The 16,384-nt window shown below is 62.7% G+C and carries 18 protein-coding genes and 1 tRNA gene; 11 read left to right on the top strand and 8 right to left on the bottom strand.

The window, feature by feature from the left end:
* Positions 1 to 6: 6 nt before the first annotated feature.
* Both SB756_RS19080 and SB756_RS19075 read right to left on the bottom strand, forming a co-directional pair.
* Complete coding sequence (locus SB756_RS19080) at positions 7 to 789, bottom strand: hypothetical protein (protein WP_341797897.1); 783 nt, start codon at positions 787 to 789, stop codon at positions 7 to 9.
* A 62-nt stretch (positions 790 to 851) separates the two neighbouring features.
* On the bottom strand, positions 852 to 1,814 hold the full coding sequence (locus SB756_RS19075; RefSeq protein WP_341797898.1) for an alpha/beta hydrolase: 963 nt from the start codon (positions 1,812 to 1,814) through the stop codon (positions 852 to 854).
* A 236-nt stretch (positions 1,815 to 2,050) separates the two neighbouring features.
* Between SB756_RS19075 and aroC the strand changes: the two genes are divergently transcribed.
* The 3 genes from aroC to SB756_RS19060 all read left to right on the top strand — a co-directional run bounded on the left by aroC (position 2,051) and on the right by SB756_RS19060 (position 4,983).
* On the top strand, positions 2,051 to 3,142 hold the full coding sequence (aroC, locus tag SB756_RS19070; RefSeq protein WP_016500963.1) for a chorismate synthase: 1,092 nt from the start codon (positions 2,051 to 2,053) through the stop codon (positions 3,140 to 3,142).
* 150 nt (positions 3,143 to 3,292) lie between these two features.
* Positions 3,293 to 4,447 (top strand): MFS transporter, encoded by a 1,155-nt coding sequence (locus SB756_RS19065; protein ID WP_341797899.1) that lies wholly within the window; start codon positions 3,293 to 3,295, stop codon positions 4,445 to 4,447.
* Positions 4,447 to 4,983, top strand: coding sequence for an oxidase (locus SB756_RS19060; RefSeq protein ID WP_410911411.1), 537 nt, complete (start codon positions 4,447 to 4,449; stop codon positions 4,981 to 4,983). The genes SB756_RS19065 and SB756_RS19060 overlap by 1 nt, the downstream gene beginning before the upstream one ends.
* Positions 4,984 to 5,107: 124 nt before the next feature.
* Here the strand turns inward: SB756_RS19060 and SB756_RS19055 are convergent, their stop codons facing one another.
* Positions 5,108 to 5,380 carry a DUF3509 domain-containing protein gene (locus tag SB756_RS19055; RefSeq protein WP_016500960.1) on the bottom strand — a complete coding sequence of 91 codons (273 nt, stop codon included), beginning with the start codon at positions 5,378 to 5,380 and terminating at the stop codon, positions 5,108 to 5,110.
* 265 nt (positions 5,381 to 5,645) lie between these two features.
* Between SB756_RS19055 and SB756_RS19050 the strand changes: the two genes are divergently transcribed.
* Entirely contained in the window at positions 5,646 to 6,170 is a 525-nt protein-coding gene (locus SB756_RS19050) for an ankyrin repeat domain-containing protein (protein WP_341797901.1), read from the top strand.
* Between the two features lie 60 nt (positions 6,171 to 6,230).
* Positions 6,231 to 6,761, top strand: coding sequence for a hypothetical protein (locus tag SB756_RS19045; protein ID WP_410911409.1), 531 nt, complete (start codon positions 6,231 to 6,233; stop codon positions 6,759 to 6,761).
* A gap of 63 nt (positions 6,762 to 6,824) precedes the next feature.
* Here the strand turns inward: SB756_RS19045 and SB756_RS19040 are convergent, their stop codons facing one another.
* Complete coding sequence (locus SB756_RS19040) at positions 6,825 to 7,763, bottom strand: ZIP family metal transporter (protein WP_410911408.1); 939 nt, start codon at positions 7,761 to 7,763, stop codon at positions 6,825 to 6,827.
* A 127-nt stretch (positions 7,764 to 7,890) separates the two neighbouring features.
* Here SB756_RS19040 and SB756_RS19035 point away from each other — a divergent pair, with 127 nt between their 5' ends.
* The 4 genes from SB756_RS19035 to SB756_RS19020 all read left to right on the top strand — a co-directional run bounded on the left by SB756_RS19035 (position 7,891) and on the right by SB756_RS19020 (position 11,252).
* A complete protein-coding gene (locus tag SB756_RS19035; protein WP_258655678.1) occupies positions 7,891 to 8,082 on the top strand; it encodes a PLD nuclease N-terminal domain-containing protein in 192 nt (63 codons plus the stop codon).
* Positions 8,083 to 8,251: 169 nt separating this feature from the next.
* A complete protein-coding gene (locus SB756_RS19030; RefSeq protein ID WP_410911406.1) occupies positions 8,252 to 10,309 on the top strand; it encodes an LTA synthase family protein in 2,058 nt (685 codons plus the stop codon).
* Between the two features lie 193 nt (positions 10,310 to 10,502).
* A complete protein-coding gene (locus SB756_RS19025) occupies positions 10,503 to 10,739 on the top strand; it encodes a hypothetical protein (RefSeq protein ID WP_016500955.1) in 237 nt (78 codons plus the stop codon).
* A 180-nt stretch (positions 10,740 to 10,919) separates the two neighbouring features.
* On the top strand, positions 10,920 to 11,252 hold the full coding sequence (locus SB756_RS19020) for a ribonuclease E inhibitor RraB (RefSeq protein WP_016500954.1): 333 nt from the start codon (positions 10,920 to 10,922) through the stop codon (positions 11,250 to 11,252).
* Positions 11,253 to 11,359: 107 nt separating this feature from the next.
* Here SB756_RS19020 and SB756_RS19015 read toward each other — a convergent pair whose 3' ends face one another.
* Positions 11,360 to 12,160 (bottom strand): c-type cytochrome, encoded by an 801-nt coding sequence (locus SB756_RS19015; RefSeq protein ID WP_410911404.1) that lies wholly within the window; start codon positions 12,158 to 12,160, stop codon positions 11,360 to 11,362.
* 528 nt (positions 12,161 to 12,688) lie between these two features.
* Between SB756_RS19015 and SB756_RS19010 the strand changes: the two genes are divergently transcribed.
* Positions 12,689 to 13,420, top strand: coding sequence for an amidotransferase (locus SB756_RS19010; protein WP_341797904.1), 732 nt, complete (start codon positions 12,689 to 12,691; stop codon positions 13,418 to 13,420).
* 116 nt (positions 13,421 to 13,536) lie between these two features.
* Here the strand turns inward: SB756_RS19010 and SB756_RS19005 are convergent, their stop codons facing one another.
* From SB756_RS19005 to SB756_RS18995, 3 genes are all read right to left on the bottom strand, one after another.
* Positions 13,537 to 14,508, bottom strand: coding sequence for a magnesium and cobalt transport protein CorA (locus tag SB756_RS19005; protein ID WP_024717731.1), 972 nt, complete (start codon positions 14,506 to 14,508; stop codon positions 13,537 to 13,539).
* 69 nt (positions 14,509 to 14,577) lie between these two features.
* On the bottom strand, positions 14,578 to 15,291 hold the full coding sequence (locus tag SB756_RS19000; RefSeq protein WP_341797905.1) for a lysophospholipid acyltransferase family protein: 714 nt from the start codon (positions 15,289 to 15,291) through the stop codon (positions 14,578 to 14,580).
* A 115-nt stretch (positions 15,292 to 15,406) separates the two neighbouring features.
* A complete protein-coding gene (locus SB756_RS18995; RefSeq protein ID WP_341797906.1) occupies positions 15,407 to 16,096 on the bottom strand; it encodes a crotonase/enoyl-CoA hydratase family protein in 690 nt (229 codons plus the stop codon).
* Between the two features lie 198 nt (positions 16,097 to 16,294).
* Between SB756_RS18995 and SB756_RS18990 the strand changes: the two genes are divergently transcribed.
* A tRNA-Ser gene (locus SB756_RS18990) sits at positions 16,295 to 16,384 on the top strand.

The raw sequence follows: 16,384 nt of genomic DNA, 5'->3' as shown, positions 1-16,384 counted from the left end.
GCGATATCAGCGGGTGGCTATCCAGATCAACAACCCCGCCTGAAACACCGCAAACGCCACCAGGCAGGTAATGGTAAAGCGCAGGCCGCTGTCTTCGCGGTGGTACTTGGCCACCCGTTCATCGCGCTCGCGCAGTTGCCCTTCCTTTTCCTGCAACTGCTGGTCCGCCTGCTGCAGCAGGTTGGCAGCATCCAGAATGTCCACCCGCTGCAGGCGCTCGTTGCTCCAGGCGGCCTTCAGCTGGCCGACGGTCATGTCCACGGTACGGCCCTTCAGGTGCTGACCGTCCTCGTACTCCACCTCGATACCCACCCCGCGCAAGCAGTGGTCACGGCGCAGGCGCGAGTCCTCGTTGAGGGAATCCTTGTTCGGCAGCGCCATGCCTTCCACCCGGTAGTGCGGCCATTTGCGCTGCAGCCACTGTGCGGCCTGGGCCAGCATGAAGCGGCCGATGCCACGGTTCACCGGCTCCAGTTGCAGGCCATGTTCACTGCCAATGCGCACCAGTCGCTCGGCATGGTCGACGCGGATATCCAGGCGGTTTTGCTCTTTGTGCACCTTTTGCCCAGGCAACTGGATTTCCATGCGCAGCAGGCTGTGGGCCTTGTCGTGGCGCTCGGCATAACCGAACTGCACAAAGCGCAGCGGCCGTGCGCCGGTGCTGCGGTCGGTGGGCAGAGCGGCCAGGCGCAGCAGCTGGAAGTGTTCGGCGGCCAGCTCGGCCCAAGGCAGGGCAGGGCTTTCCTGGGGTTCATCGGCCGGCTCTACGGCGGCGGGGGCGGTGGTCATCAGGCTTGTCCTCGGCTATGCCTGCTGTATCGGCAGGCTTGCCACGGACCTGAGCCCTTACCTCACGCCGAAGGCAAATGCTGGATGAACGTCACAATTCGCTCCCCCAGCTCGCGCGCCAGCGGCAGCTCGGGGTTGAGGTAGCTGTCGCGCTGCTGGCTCATGCCCCTGGGGCTGATGCGCAGCATGTGGTTCATGCCGTCGATCAGCACAAGCTGCGCATCCGGCTTGGCCGCCTTCAGCCGTTCGGCGTCGGTGACGTCCACCTGCACGTCGTTGCGCCCCTGCACGATCAATGCGGGCATGGGCAGGCGGGCGAAGGCTGCCGCCGGGTTCTGCTGGAACAGCGAGATCAGGTACGGCTGCACGCTGGGGCGGAACACCTGGCGCAGTGGCGCGGGCACTTCCAGGCTGGTTTGCCCGGCCTGCAGGCGGTCGAGCAGGGCGCTGCCACCGGCCAGTTGCGCCGGGGGCAGGCGCTGGGCCAGTTGCTCGCGCAGTACGTCGGCCAGCGGCCTGCCGCTGCCGGCCAAGGTGATCACTGCGCTGGCGCCGGCCTGCTCGGCGGCCAGGCTGGCGATCAGCGCGCCTTCGCTATGGCCGACCAGGATCAGCGGGCCGAAGCGCGGGTCGGCCTTGAGTTTGTGGCTCCAGGCGATCACATCGGCCACGTAGCGCTCCACGCTGAGGTCGCGCTCATCGGGCGTGGCCGGCTGGCTGGCAGCCACCCCACGTTTGTCGTAGCGCACGCTGGCGATATGCTCGTTGGCCAGCAGCAGCGCCAGCCGCTTGAGGTTGTCGATGCGGCCCGACGCCGGGTTGTTGCCGTCGCGGTCTGTGGGGCCGGAGCCAGCGATGATCAGCACCACCGGCGGCGGGGTGGCCTGTTGCGGCAGCAGCAGGCTGCCGTGCAGCACGCCTTGGCCAGTGTCCAGGTCGATCGGGCGTTGCAGCACAGTAGGGGCGGCGGCCTGGGCCAGGCCGGTGCACAGCAGGAAGAGCAAGGCGACGAGGCGCGACATCATGCGGTACTACATGGAAAGATGAAGGTTTGACACAGTGTTTGCGGGAAGGTTCTAGGGTGGTGTGTTGCAGGATCGGCCCCATCGCCGGCAAGCCAGCTCCTACAGGTCTACCACAGGCCCAGGCCTTGTAGATTACCTCTGGGAGCTGGCCTGCCGGCGATAGGGCCAGTACAGACAACCAATCCATCTGTATACTGCCGCTTTCGTCCATTTCAGGCAGAACTCGCGGAGCGTCCATGTCCGGTAATACCTACGGCAAGCTGTTCACTGTCACCACCGCTGGCGAAAGCCATGGCCCGGCGTTGGTCGCCATTGTCGATGGATGCCCACCGGGCCTGGAAATTTCCCTGGCCGACCTGCAGCACGACCTCGACCGGCGCAAGCCCGGCACCAGCCGGCACACCACCCAGCGCCAGGAAGCCGATGAGGTGGAAATCCTTTCCGGCGTGTTCGAAGGCCGCACCACCGGCTGCTCGATTGGCCTGCTGATCCGCAACACCGACCAGAAGTCCAAGGACTACTCGGCCATCAAGGACCTGTTCCGTCCGGCCCACGCCGACTACACCTACCACCACAAGTACGGCATCCGCGACTACCGCGGCGGTGGCCGCAGCTCGGCCCGCGAAACCGCCATGCGCGTGGCCGCCGGTGCCATCGCCAAGAAGTACCTGGCCACCCAGGGCATCACCGTTCGTGGCTACATGAGCCAGTTGGGCCCTATCGAAATCCCGTTCAAGACCTGGGAATCGGTGGAGCAGAACGCCTTCTTCAGCCCCGACCCGGACAAGGTGCCGGAGCTGGAGGCGTACATGGACCAACTGCGCCGTGACCAGGACTCGGTGGGTGCCAAGATCACCGTGGTGGCCGAGGGCGTGATGCCGGGCCTGGGCGAACCGATCTTCGACCGCCTGGACGCAGAACTGGCCCACGCGCTGATGAGCATCAACGCGGTCAAGGGCGTGGAAATCGGCGCCGGCTTCGCCAGCGTGGCCCAACGCGGCACCGAGCACCGTGACGAGCTCACCCCGGAAGGCTTCCTCAGCAACAACGCCGGCGGCATCCTGGGCGGCATTTCTTCGGGCCAGCCAATCGTTGCCCACCTGGCGCTGAAACCGACCTCCAGCATCACCACCCCGGGCCGCTCGATCGACGTCGACGGCAACCCGGTGGACGTCATCACCAAAGGCCGCCACGACCCGTGCGTGGGCATCCGCGCCACGCCGATCGCCGAGGCGATGATGGCCATCGCGCTGATGGACCACCTGCTGCGCCACCGCGCGCAGAATGCCGATGTGAAGGTAACCACCCCGGTGCTGGGCCAGCTCTGACCGTGTTGCTTGCGCCGGCCCGCTCTTTGCAGGAGCAGCCTTGTGCTGCGAAAGGGCCGGTGCAGCAAGCACACATCTCTATGGCGACACCGGCCCTTTCGCAGCACAAGGCTGCTTCTACAGGTGGGTGCCGGTTCAGACGGTAAATCCATGCAACCCATCCCCTACTGGCGCCTGTCCAGCTTCTACCTCTTTTACTTCGCCCTGCTAGGTTCCACCGCCCCCTTCCTGGCGCTGTACTTCGACCACCTGGGCTTCTCCCCGGCGCGCATCGGCGAGCTGGTGGCCATCCCCATGCTGATGCGCTGCATCGCCCCCAACCTGTGGGGCTGGCTGGGCGACCGTACCGGCCAGCGCTTGCTGATCGTGCGCCTGGGCGCGTTGTCTACCCTGGCCACCTTCGCCCTGATCTTCTTCGGCAAAAGCTACGCCTGGCTGGCGCTGGTGATGGCCCTGCACGCGTTCTTCTGGCATGCCGTGCTGCCGCAGTTCGAGGTCATTACCCTGGCCCACCTGCACGGGCAAACAGCGCGCTACAGCCAGGTGCGCCTGTGGGGCTCGATCGGCTTCATCCTGACGGTGGTTGGCCTGGGCCGCCTGTTCGAATGGCTGAGCCTGGACATCTACCCGGTGGCCCTGGTCACGATCATGGCCGGCATTGTCGCCGCCAGCCTGTGGGTGCCCAATGCCCAGCCGGTGGAGCAGGGCGAGCGCAGCGGGGCGGGTGGTTTTGTGCAGCAGCTGCGTGCCCCGGGTGTGATCGCGTTCTACGCCTGTGTGGCGCTGATGCAACTCAGCCACGGGCCGTACTACACCTTCCTTACCCTGCACCTGGAGCACCTGGGCTACAGCCGCAGTGCCATCGGCCTGCTGTGGGCGCTGGGGGTGGTGGCCGAGGTGCTGATGTTCATGGTCATGAGCCGGCTGTTCGCGCGCTTCAGTGTGCAACGCGTATTGCTGGTCAGCTTCCTGCTGGCGGCGCTGCGCTGGTTGTTGCTGGGCAATCTGGCCCATGAACCGGCCGTGCTGATCTTCGCCCAGCTGCTGCACGCGGCCACCTTCGGCTGCTTCCACGCTGCCAGCATCGCGTTCGTGCAAGCCAGTTTCGGCGCCCGCCAGCAGGGCCAAGGCCAGGCATTGTACGCGGCGCTGTCGGGCACCGGCGGCGCGCTGGGGGCATTGTATTCGGGCTACAGCTGGAAACTGCTGGGCCCCACCTTCACCTTTGGTATGGCCAGTGCCGCAGCCTTGGCTGCAGCCGTTATCATTGCCCTTTGTTCGCAACCGACCAGGACCCGCCCCTGATGAGCATTCTCAGCGTTTTCCACCCCGCCAGCCCGGAACTGCCGAACAAGGTGCTGACCCACCACGAGGACATCGCCGCCACCCTGGCTGAACAGGGCGTGCGTTTTACCCACCGCGAGCATGGCCTGCGGGTGCGGCCCGGCACAGCACAAGACGAGGTGCTGGACGTATGCCGTGAGCATCTGGACCAGTTGATGACGGCACACGGCAGCAAGGCCTACGTGTTATTGAACCGTGACGGTGAAGCCCCGGTGCAGGCCGATGTACGCGATGAGCATGTGCATGGCGCCGAAGAGGTGTTTGCCGTGGTCAGTGGACGTGCTCAGGTTGGCCTGCGGTTGGGGGGCTGGGTCTATTCGGTGCTGTGCGAGAAGGGTGACCAGCTAGTGGTGCCAGCGGGCACGCCTCGCTGGGTAGAGCTGGGCGATACGCCGTTTTGCCTGGCGCTGCGTCTGTATGGCAGCGAGCAAGGCGTGCAGGCGCAGTTTACCGGGGATGCGACTGCGCGAGCGTTTCTGGGGATTGACCAATTCTGACGGCCTTGCCGCCCTCTTCGCAGCACAAGGCTGCTGCTACAGGGGATCGCGTCCGGTCGGCGGTCGCGTTCACTTGTAGGAGCAGCCTTGTGCTGCGAAGAAGGCAGATCAGGCAACACAAAACTCAGCGGTAGGTCGGCAGGGCAAACCGTTGCTGGCTTTGCAGCATGCCAATCACTGGCAATTCACTGGCCTGTTCAGCCAAGTCACGGCGGATGGCGCTGATTGCCCAGGACAGCTGTTCGGCGCTGTGCAGTTGCCCATAGGTCAACACCCGGCGGGTCACCTTGCCATCCGTCGCGCGCAGGGTAAGCAACACCCCGCCATCAGGACGCGCCTGGGTGTTCACTTGATAGGCCGAAAATACCGAGACGAACTTTTGCTGGATGAGGTCCATATCAACTCCTGGCTGTTATGTGGCAGACATGAGTTGATGGTTGCAGCGACCGTGCCAGAACTTGATTGTAAAAAAAACCAGTAAATACAGGAACTTATGTGTTGTTTTCAGAGGCGGCACCGTGCAGGTTGCATGGTCGTGCATTTTGCACAGTGCATTTTGCACGGATCCGGCTTTACCTATCGGCCCTATAGAATCTGAACCTTTGACCGCAATGGCGTGCCTGACAAAGACTTGGGCAATCATTTATGCCAGGAGGTTCCCGATGTCCAGCCAAACCGCGCCCGCCACCATGACCGATGACGAAACCGCTGCATTCGCAGAGCAGGTATTCGAACGTGCCCGCCAGGGCGATGCCGAAATGCTTGGGCGCTTGCTTGCCAGTGGCCTGCCGGCCAACTTGCGCAACCACAAGGGCGACACCCTGCTGATGCTGGCCAGCTACCACGGCCACCACGACGCAGTGCGGGTGCTGCTGGCGCAGGGCGCCGACCCGCTGATTGCCAACGACAACGGCCAGTTGCCCATTGCCGGTGCTGCATTCAAGGGGGACCTGGCGATGATCCGCCTGCTGCTGGAGCACGGCGTGCCGGTGGACGCCGCTGCGCAGGACGGGCGCACCGCGTTGATGCTGGCGGCCATGTTCAACCGCAGCGAAATCCTTGAATACCTGTTGGCCCAAGGCGCCGACCCGGCGCGCCAGGATGCCCGCGGCGCCACCGCGCTGATGGCGGCGCAAACCATGGGTGCGGTGGACGCTGCTGCACGCTTGCAAACGCTGGCCGGCTAACCGCAAGGGGGCATTTGCGGCTATCCTTGGCGACTTTTCACCCGTCGCAGGCCCCCTTTCATGAAAACTCAGTTGCTCGAATTCATCAGCCTCATTGGCGCCGGCTGCATGCGTGAGGCCGACATCGAGCGCATCGCCGACGAGGCCGCCCAGGCCTACGCCGACCCGGCCGCTTTCTTGGCAGCCAACCCGGACATCAACTACGACGACAGCTTCCCCATCCCCCTGGGCGAATGGGTGGTGCTGGGCAGCCTGCCGGACACGGTGGTGTTCCAGGCCGACAGCTACCAGGACCTGTTCCAGCAGATCAGAGACTCGTTCGACAACAGCGTGCCGTTTACCCTCAAGCCCAAGCAGCTGGCCCGCACCGAGCCACTCACCGCGCTCAACCGCATCCAGGTACAGATGGGCGCGTTGAACAAAGAAGCCGGTGGTTATGTGCTGTTGAACTTCAGCCAGCTGCTGGATGACGAGCTGCAGGTGGTGATGGTGGGCCAGAACGACCTGGCGCGGGTGCTAGAGCTGGGTGCCGAGCTGGGCATCAAGGTCGAGCCGGCCCTGGAAGCCCTGAAAGTCGCTGTACACGTCTGATTTCATCGTTTGTTTCTTCGCGGGCAAGCCCGCGAAGAGGCCGGCACTGGCAACCTCAAAACCTCAGCCCAGCGCGGTATCCAGAAACATCATCACCGCAAACCCACCCATCAAGCCCAGGGTCGCCGCCGTCTGGTGCCCGTTACGGTGGGTTTCGGGGATCACCTCGTGGCTTACCACAAAGATCATCGCCCCCGCCGCCAGCCCCATGCTGATCGGGTAGGCGAGGGCAAAGCCGGTCGAAATCCCCAGCCCGATCACCGCCCCCAGCGGCTCCATCAGCCCGGACGCTATCGCAACCAGTGCGGCTTTCATGTTCGACAGCCCGGTGGCGCGCAGGGCCAGCGCGACGGCCAGCCCCTCAGGGATGTCCTGAATGGCGATGGCGCTGGTCAGTGGCAGCCCGATGTTCATGTCGCCATTGGCGAAGCTCACGCCAATCGCCATGCCTTCGGGGAGGTTGTGCAGGGTGATCGCCAGCACGAACAACCACACCCGGCTGATGCGCTCGGCCTCAGGGCCGCACGGGCCGGTACTTTCGTGCTCATGCGGGGTGAAACGGTCCAGGCCCAGCATCAGCAGCACGCCCAGGCCCATGCCCAGCACCACGGTAAAGGCCGCAGCGGGGCCGTTGCCGGTGATCTCGCGGGCGGCGTCCAGGCCCGGCAGAATCAGCGAAAACGAACTGGCGGCCAGCATCATGCCGGCGGCAAAACCAAGCATCACATCCTGGTTGCGGGCGCTGACGTCGCGCAGCACCACTGCCAGCACCGCACCCAGCGCGGTGGCGCCAAAGCCGGACAACCCACCCAGCACGGCCAGGTGCAGGTTATCGGCATGGTCGCCGTTCACCGCGTTCCAGAAGCTGGCCGCCAGCAGTGCGACCACAGCCAGCAGGCTCAGGCCCAGGCCGGCACTGAGCCAGGGGGTGTTGGCTACCTGCTGGCGCCAGGCGTGCAGCAGTGACGATGGGGCGGCGCTTTGGCTGTGTGCGGGGGGCATGCGAACCTCGAATCAATTATTGCAGTCAGTCTACTCAGGGACCTGCGCCAACGGCCAAGGATTCCCTTCTATTGGTGCGATAGCTGGCTATGCTGTGCAGCAAAGCCTCTGGGCAAGGAGTTTAAGCATGGGGTCTACATTCAACAGCCTGGTCGGGCTGATCATTCTGGCGCTGGATATCTGGGCCATCCTCAATGTGATCAAGAGTGGCCGCGAGGTGGGTATCAAGGTGTTGTGGATCTTGTTGATCGCACTGCTGCCGGTGGTGGGGCTGGTGATCTGGGCGATTGCCGGGCCGCGGGGGAATGTGCGCATCTGAACCCTGCGAGGTGCTCATTGTGGAAGCGGCCGGTGTAACAGGTATAAGCGGTAATGGGGCCGTGACAAAATTTTCACATTGGTTTAAACAGAATCCGCACCCGCACAATGCTGCGTTGGTCTAGCGCCAGCGCCTCTTCGCAAACCGCAATCCTAGGACCTTCCCATTCATGGCTAACACGGACGCCTTGAAGCAACAGGGCGCGCGAACGTCGTTTTCGCCGACCCTGAAATCCCATTTGGCCTACACGCTGCTCAGCGGCCTGGTGATCATGCTGATGCTCAGCCTGGTGCGCCTGGCGCTGCTGGTCTACAACAGCGACATGATCGGCGATACCCCTTATTCGACTGTCGCCGAAGGCTTCCTCAACGGCTTGCGCTTCGACCTGCGGGTGGTGGTGTACCTCAGCATCCCGCTGCTGCTGGCCATCCTCAGCCCCTGGGCCATGGCCCGGCGGGGCGTGTTTCGCTTCTGGCTGACCCTCACCTCGAGCGTGGTGATGTTCCTTGGCCTGATGGAAATGGACTTCTACCGCGAGTTCCACCAGCGCCTCAACGGCCTGGTGTTCCAGTACATCAAGGAAGACCCTAAAACCGTCATGAGCATGCTCTGGTACGGTTTCCCGGTGGTGCGCTACCTGCTGGCCTGGGCATTCGGCACCTGGCTGCTGAGCCTGCTGTTCAAAGGGATCGACCGCGCCACCCGTGGCGATGGCCTGCACCGCGTTGCGCCGTGGTACAAACGCGTGGCGGTGTTCATGGTGATTCTGCTGGTGGCCGTGGTCGCTGCCCGTGGCACCCTGCGTCAAGGCCCGCCAATGCGCTGGGGTGATGCCTTCACCACCGACTCCAACTTCGTCAACCAGCTGGGCCTGAACGGCACCCTGACCCTGATCGACGCTGCCAAGAGCCGCTTTGGCGAAGACCGCGCCAATATCTGGAAGCCGGTGCTGGAGCAAAACGTGGCCACGCAAAGCGTGCGCGAACAGCTGCTGACCCCCCACGACACCCTGGTCGATGCCGACGAGGCTGCCATCCGCCGCGACTTCGTGCCGCCGGCCGAGCGCACCCTGCCGATCAAGAACGTGGTGGTGATCCTGATGGAAAGCTTCGCCGGCCACTCGGTGGGCGCGCTGGGCAGCCCCAACAACATCACCCCGTACTTCGACAAGCTGGCCAAAGAAGGCCTGCTGTTCGACCGCTTCTTCTCCAACGGCACCCATACCCACCAGGGCATGTTCGCCACCATGGCCTGCTTCCCCAACCTGCCAGGCTTCGAATACCTGATGCAGACCCCGGAAGGTGGCCACAAGCTGTCTGGCTTGCCGGCACTGCTCAGCGCCCGTGATTACGACGACGTGTACGTCTACAACGGCGATTTTGCCTGGGATAACCAGTCCGGGTTCTTCGGCAACCAGGGCATGACCACCTTCATCGGCCGTAACGACTTCGTCAACCCGGTGTTCTCCGACCCGACCTGGGGCGTGTCCGACCAGGACATGTTCGACCGCGGCAACGAGGAACTGGCCAAGCACGACGGCAAGAAGCCGATCTATGCGCTGCTGCAGACCCTGTCCAACCACACCCCGTACGCGCTGCCCAAAGACCTGCCGGTCGAGAAGGTCACCGGGCAAGGCCGCCTGGACGAGCACCTCACTGCCATGCGTTATTCGGACTGGGCGCTGGGCCAGTTCTTCGAGAAGGCGCGTAAAGAGCCTTACTTCAAGGAAACCCTGTTCGTCATCGTCGGCGACCATGGCTTTGGCAACCACCAGCAAGTCACCGAACTGGACCTGGGCCGTTTCAACGTGCCGCTGCTGCTGATTGCCCCGGGCATTCAGGAGAAGTTTGGTGCGGTGAACCACACCGTGGGTACCCAGGTCGACATTGTGCCGACCATCATGGGCCGCCTGGGTGGCGAGGCCCGCCACCAGTGCTGGGGCCGTGACCTGCTCAACCTGCCTGAGGGCGACCAGGGCGTGGGCATGATCAAGCCGTCGGGCAGCGAGCAGATCGTCGGCCTGGTGCAAGGCGACCGCATCCTGATCGAGTCCAAGGACATGACACCGCGCATGTACCGCTATCAGTTGGGCAGCGAGTTCAAGGCCGAACTGATCGAAAGCCCGGACCAGCCGGAAATGCTGAAAAAGCTGGAAGCGTATATCCAGACGGCGACCAAGAGCCTGCTGGATAACACGGCCGGTGTGGTACACGGCACACCGAAGTAAGGCTGCAAAAGGGGCCCATTCGCGGGCTCGCCCGCTCCCACAGGTGCTGCACCGTGCTTTAGGCCAGTGGATTACCTTGTGGAAGCGGGCTTGCCGCGTGATGAGGCACCAACAGACTGAACATTCTCCCAGCCCCAAGGTCAGTTGATCAGGCATCACACCTTGGTGTCTCTGGATTGGGAGGACTTGTTCAATGAAAGAGTGGGAAGTCACTTTTGCCGATCAAAAAGGCGAACCGTCCACCATGATGCTGCGGGCTGAGCATCGTCCCAGCGAAGAGGAAGCTGCAAGGGCCATCCGTTCGCAGCTGTTCCCGGTGATGGACGAGCTGGACCTCAACGACTTCCAGGACCGCACCATTTCCCCGACCGCCCGCTGGCTCAAGGAGCATAGTGGGGTGACCATCACCAGCATCCACGAAGCGCCTTGACCCACACGTTTGCGTGGCGCCTGTTCAGGCGCTACGATGATGAAAGGTGCCCGCCTATTCTGCGGGTTGGCGCCGTTTCAATTCGCGTCTTGCATCAGCTCGGACTGTTCGGCCATTGATTGCCGGCAGGTGCGTAGTGCACGGAAAGTCTATCCATTGCTTTATTCAGGAGGACGATTCATGAGCAGCCAGAACGACGATATCAGCACCAACGTCCTGCGCCAGATGAAAGCAGGCGGTTTCGACTTCACCCAGATCCACCCCATCGAGTTCTATGCCGTATTCCCCGACGAAGCAGGGGCACGCCGTGCCGCCGGGCAGTTTCGTGGCGAATCGCTCAATGCCCAGGTGAAAGAGCTGGGCGACGGTGCCTGGCACCTGGAACTGAGCAAGGTCATGTACGCCACCTATGGCGGTATTGGCGACTTTGAAGAGACCTTTGAGCAACTGGTGACACCTTATGGGGGGGAGGTGGAAGGGTGGGGCGTCAAGCACGAACGGCAGACTGCCTGAAGGTATCCGTTGCCTTTTTCGCGGGGCTCCCAGAGATATCTCACAATGTTTAGCCCTGTGGTGATCCTGTGGGAGCGGGCAAGCCCGCGAAAAAGCACACGCTGCGCTTACGGTTTGCGCCCGGCCATATGCCCCAGATAGGCCAGCAACGCATCCAGTTCCTGTTCACTCAGTACACTTTCAGTAAACCCCGGCATCTTTGCCTGTGGCCACTGCCGCAGGCTTTGCGGGTCGCGAATCAACTTGCGCAAATAACCTGGTTGAAAATACTCGGTCGGGTTGTGCGGCATATTCAAATCCGGCCCCATCTGCGCATCCCCGGCGCCGTTCAGGCGGTGGCACGCCATGCAGTTCTGCTGGAACAAGGCAAAGCCCTGGCGCACGGAGCTGTCAGCTGGCAACTTCGGGTCGGGGAGCAATGCCGGGAACCGCGTCTCGACAGCCGCCAGTTTACGCAGGGTAGAAATCTGGAATGGCCACTGCTCCGGGCGGATGCCGCTGGCCCGGGGCTCAGTCCACACGAGATAGAACGGCCCCGCGCTGGGTTTGCCCTTGCCCAGTGCGGGCCACGGCTTGTCGGGGTCTTCCACGGCCAGCCAGGCCCGTGCCGGCCCTTGCTGCAGCAGCGGTGCGGCGGGCATCTCGGCGGCAAAGCCATCCAGTGCCACGGCTTGCAGGTGATCGCTTGGGCTCACGCCTACAAGCAGCGTGGCCAACGGCACCGCCCGATAGTGCATGGGGCGTTTGTAGGAAACATCCTGATCGACGCTGATATCCTGGGCCTGTGGGTGGCCGAGCAACTCGGCGCTGCTCCACTCGCGCGCGCTGGTGCCCAGTTCAAGGTGCAGTTGCGCCGCCGACAGCGGCAGGCTCAGGAACAACGCAAACAGGGCAAGGCAGTGGCGCATGGGCAATCTCCGACCATCAAGGCCGGCAGGTTACCTGTGCGCTGCCTGTTGGCGCCACCGCCGCTGTCAGCCGAACAAACGTGTCAGGTTCGGCAAGATCAACAGCAAAGTCGTGGCAAACAGAATGAGCCCAGCTTGGCGAATTTTTGATTGTCTGAACATGGCGGACCGCCTTCTTGTTGTTATTCCTGAATACCCGTTGGCTTCCTTGTCGCGCTTCGGGTCGATCACAGTGGCACCGCGTGGTGCCAGAACTGCCTGCCTCTTGAAAGTGGATATACAACCAACAGTAGGGGGTGTGTGATCCATGTTTGAGAACCCTTTGTTCTAATTGTCTGGTCCGGTGATTTCCATTCGCTATGAGGCCATGTGCCATCTGGCTGGCATGCTCTGGCTAGACAGTGGCGCAACTGCCAGGCACGTACCGACGAAATGTGACCGTTCGTCAGTGCAGCCTACTTGCTTGTACGTGCCTTTCGCGTCAGTCTCTACAGCAGATTCCCACCCATGTCGTTCAGGACTACCCCTATGTCGTTACGCATCTGCATCCTTGAAACCGATGTCCTGCGACCGGAGTTGACGGCGCAGTACCAGGGCTACGGCAGGATGTTCGAGCAGCTCTTCTCGCGTCAGCCGATCGCCGCCGAATTTCGTGTCTACAACGTGATGCACGGCGACTACCCCGCCGACAATGAAGTGTTTGATGCCTACCTTGTGACGGGCAGCAAGGCCGATTCGTTCGGTACCGATGCCTGGATCCAGACACTCAAGGCCTACTTGCTGAAACTGTACGAGCGTGGCGAGAAGCTGTTGGGTGTGTGTTTTGGCCATCAGTTGCTGGCGTTGACCCTGGGTGGCAAGGCCGAGCGGGCAGAGAAGGGCTGGGGCGTGGGCATCCATCGCTACTCGCTGGCGGCCCATGCGCCGTGGATGGACCCGGAGGTGTCGGAGCTGACCTTGCTGATCAGCCACCAGGACCAGGTCACCGAATTGCCGGAAGGCGCCACGGTCATTGCTTCAAGCGATTTCTGCCCGAATGCGGCGTACCACATTCGTGACCAGGTGCTGTGCTTCCAGGGCCACCCGGAGTTCGTGCACGACTACTCCCGCGCGCTGCTGGATGCCCGCCAGGAGTATTTGGGGGATGAGGTGTACCACAAGGCCGTGGCCAGCCTGGCCAGCGAGCACCAGGGCGACCTGGTTGGGGAGTGGATGATGCGCTTTATCCAGCAGCCGGCGAGTAAAGATAACGCAGCGTGATGACCGGGGGCTGCGGCGCAGCCCATCGCGGCACAAGGCCGCTCCTACAGATTGATCGTGATACCTTGTGGGAGCGGCCTTGTGTCGCGATGGGGCGCAAAGCGGCCCTGGCAATCTTAGAGCCAGCCAGACTTCTTGAAGCTGGCAAACAACCCCGTACACCCCAGCACGATCACCCCCAGTACCCCGAAATACCCATAGTGCCACCCCAGCTCCGGCATGTTCTGAAAGTTCATCCCGTAAATCCCGGCAATCGCCGTTGGGAACGCCAGGATCGCCGCCCAGGCCGCGAACTTGCGTTGCACGATGCTCTGCCGTGACGACTCCAGCAGCATGCCGATCTCGATGGTCTGGCTGGCGATGTCACGGATGCCGGCCAGGTCTTCCATCTGCCGCGTCACGTGGATCTGCACATCACGAAAGTACGGGCGCATGTTCTTGTCGATAAACGGGAAGCTCAGGCGCTGCAACTCCTCGCTCACTTCCACCATCGGCGCCACATAGCGGCGCAGGCGCAGGATGTCGCGACGCAGGCTGTGCAGGCGGCGGATGTCGTCTTCCTGCAAGGAACCGCCGAGCACGCTTTGTTCCAGCTCTTCGATCTCGCCATGAATGGCCTCGCTGACCGGCTGGTAGTTCTCGGTGACGAAGTCGAGCAGGGCGTACAGCACAAAGTCTTCACCGTGCTCCAGCAGCAGCGGCCGGGCCTCGCAGCGCTGGCGCACCAGGGCGTAGGACTTGGAGTGGCCATTTCGGCAGGTGATTATGTAGCCGTTGCCGGCAAAGATATGGGTTTCGATGAACTCCAGCTTGCCTTCGTGGCGCACTGGCGAATAGGTGACGATGAACAGCGCGTCGCCGAAAGTTTCCAGTTTGGGCCGGCTGTGCTTTTCCAGGGCGTCTTCGATGGCCAGTTCGTGCAGGTTGAACTGGCATTGCAGGTTGGCCAGCTCCTCGGCATTGGGCTCTTCCAGGCCGATCCACACAAAGTGCCCCGGCTTGCGCGCCCACTCGCTGCCTTCGTCGATGCTGATGTTGGTGACCTTTCTGCCGGCGCTGTACACCGCCGATGCCACGACTCGACCCATGGTTGCCCGCTTATTCCGGTTGAACACGGGGTACAGCTTGGGCCGTAGCCGGCCCAAGAGCAACCCGCTTCAGGCCAGCTCGTGTTCCATGCGGTCGATGCATTGCTGCATCTGCACCCGGCACTGCTCGATCAGCGCCGGAATGTCCTTTTGAGTCATGCCGGTGGTGGCAATGGGCGGCAGCGAGCGCACCACCACCGTGCGCTGGCGCCAGCTGTTCAGGTTCATGCGCGTGGCGTAGCGGCTGACGCACACCGGCACAATCGGCACACCTGCCTCGATGGCCATGTGGAACGCGCCTTTCTTGAAGGGCAGCAAGTGTTCGCCAGGGTTACGCGTGCCTTCGGGGAATACCCAGATCGAGGTGTCATCCTGCAGCACGCGGGTGGTTTCCTGCAGCGCCTTGCGGGCCTGGTAGCTGTTCTTGCGGTCGATCAGCACGTTGCCGCCCAGCCAGAACAGCTGGCCGAACAGCGGCACCCAGCCCAAGCTCTTCTTGCCGATGGCCACGGTGCGTCGTGGCACCGCCTGGCCCACCACGAACAGGTCGTAGTTGGATTGGTGGTTGGCGATGATTACGCAACCGGGGGGCTGGTCCCACAGCGGGCCGACTTCGGCCTTGACCTTGATGCGCATCAGCCAGGTGGCCGGCCGGCTGTAGAGGTGGGCGAATACCCGGCTGTTGTCGGGGTTGAAAGGGCGGCACAGGCCAATGACCAGGCCCACGACGCCAACCACAAGGAAATGCAGCGCCAGCAGAAGCATGCGCAAGGAATAAAGCATGGTACGACTCACACCAGACGGTCGCCGGAGTGTACGGGTGTGCACTGGTTCGGGCAAATTCAGGTGCTGCGCCCACTTTCCCTGTAGGAGCGTGAGCGCAGGGGTGAGTCGATTATCAGCCCATATGGTGCTGGTCCAGCTCGATCGCCTTGTCCAGCGCCTCCAGCAGGCCTTTGCGCACTTTCAGCTTGGTGTTCTTGTGCGCCAGCATGTTCAGCTTCTTCAATTCACGCGCCGCCGTCAGTGCCGCTTCTTGCAGTTGCTCAGCCGGCACCACCTTGTCGAGGAAGCCGGCATCAACCGCCGCGTGCGGGTCGAACACCTCGGCGTTGATCACCGACCGGTGGAAAGCTGAGCGGCGCAGGCGGTCGCGGGCCAGTTCGATACCGGCATGGTGCATGGTCATGCCGATCTGCACTTCGTTCAGGCACACCTTGTACGGGCCTTCGACGCCAATGCGGTAATCGGCCGATAGCAGCAGGAAGGCACCCTTCGCCACGGCATTGCCCGGGCAGGCAACCACCACCGGGAACGGGTGCGACAGCAGGCGGCGGGCGAGGGTGGAGCCGGCAGTGACCAGGCTGATGGCCTCTTTCGGGCCGCTGGTCATCACCTTGAGGTCGTAACCACCCGACAGGATGCCTGGCTGCCCGGTGATGATCACCACTGCACGGTCTTCGATCGCGCGGTCGAGCGCGGCGTTGAAGGCGGTGATGACGTCTGGCGAGATGGCGTTGACCTTGCCGTTGTTCAGGGTCAGGGTGGCGATGCCGTCTTCGGCGTGGTAGGTAATCAGCTCGCTCATGGCAGAGTCCTTTTGTTGGCGTGGCGACGACGTTACCCAGCGCCAGAGGCCAGGTAAAGCAGCAAGGCTGACTGGTCGGTCAGTGTTCACCGCGGTCCAAATGCAAATACATGAAAAATTTGAAAAAAGTGCTTGCCAAAGGGAATGTCTTTCACTAAATTAGCGCACCTCGACGGGCCGCAAGGCTTGAAGAGAAACGGTGAAGTGTCCGAGTGGTCGAAGGAGCACGCCTGGAAAGTGTGTATACGAGAAATCGTATCAAGGGTTCAAATCCCTTCTTCACCGCCA

The organism is Pseudomonas sp. SIMBA_068 (assembly GCF_046534705.1).
Classification (GTDB): Bacteria; Pseudomonadota; Gammaproteobacteria; order Pseudomonadales; family Pseudomonadaceae; genus Aquipseudomonas; species Aquipseudomonas putida.
Note: the sequence above shows the minus strand (reverse complement) of the source record. Positions and strands in the feature narration are given on the sequence as shown.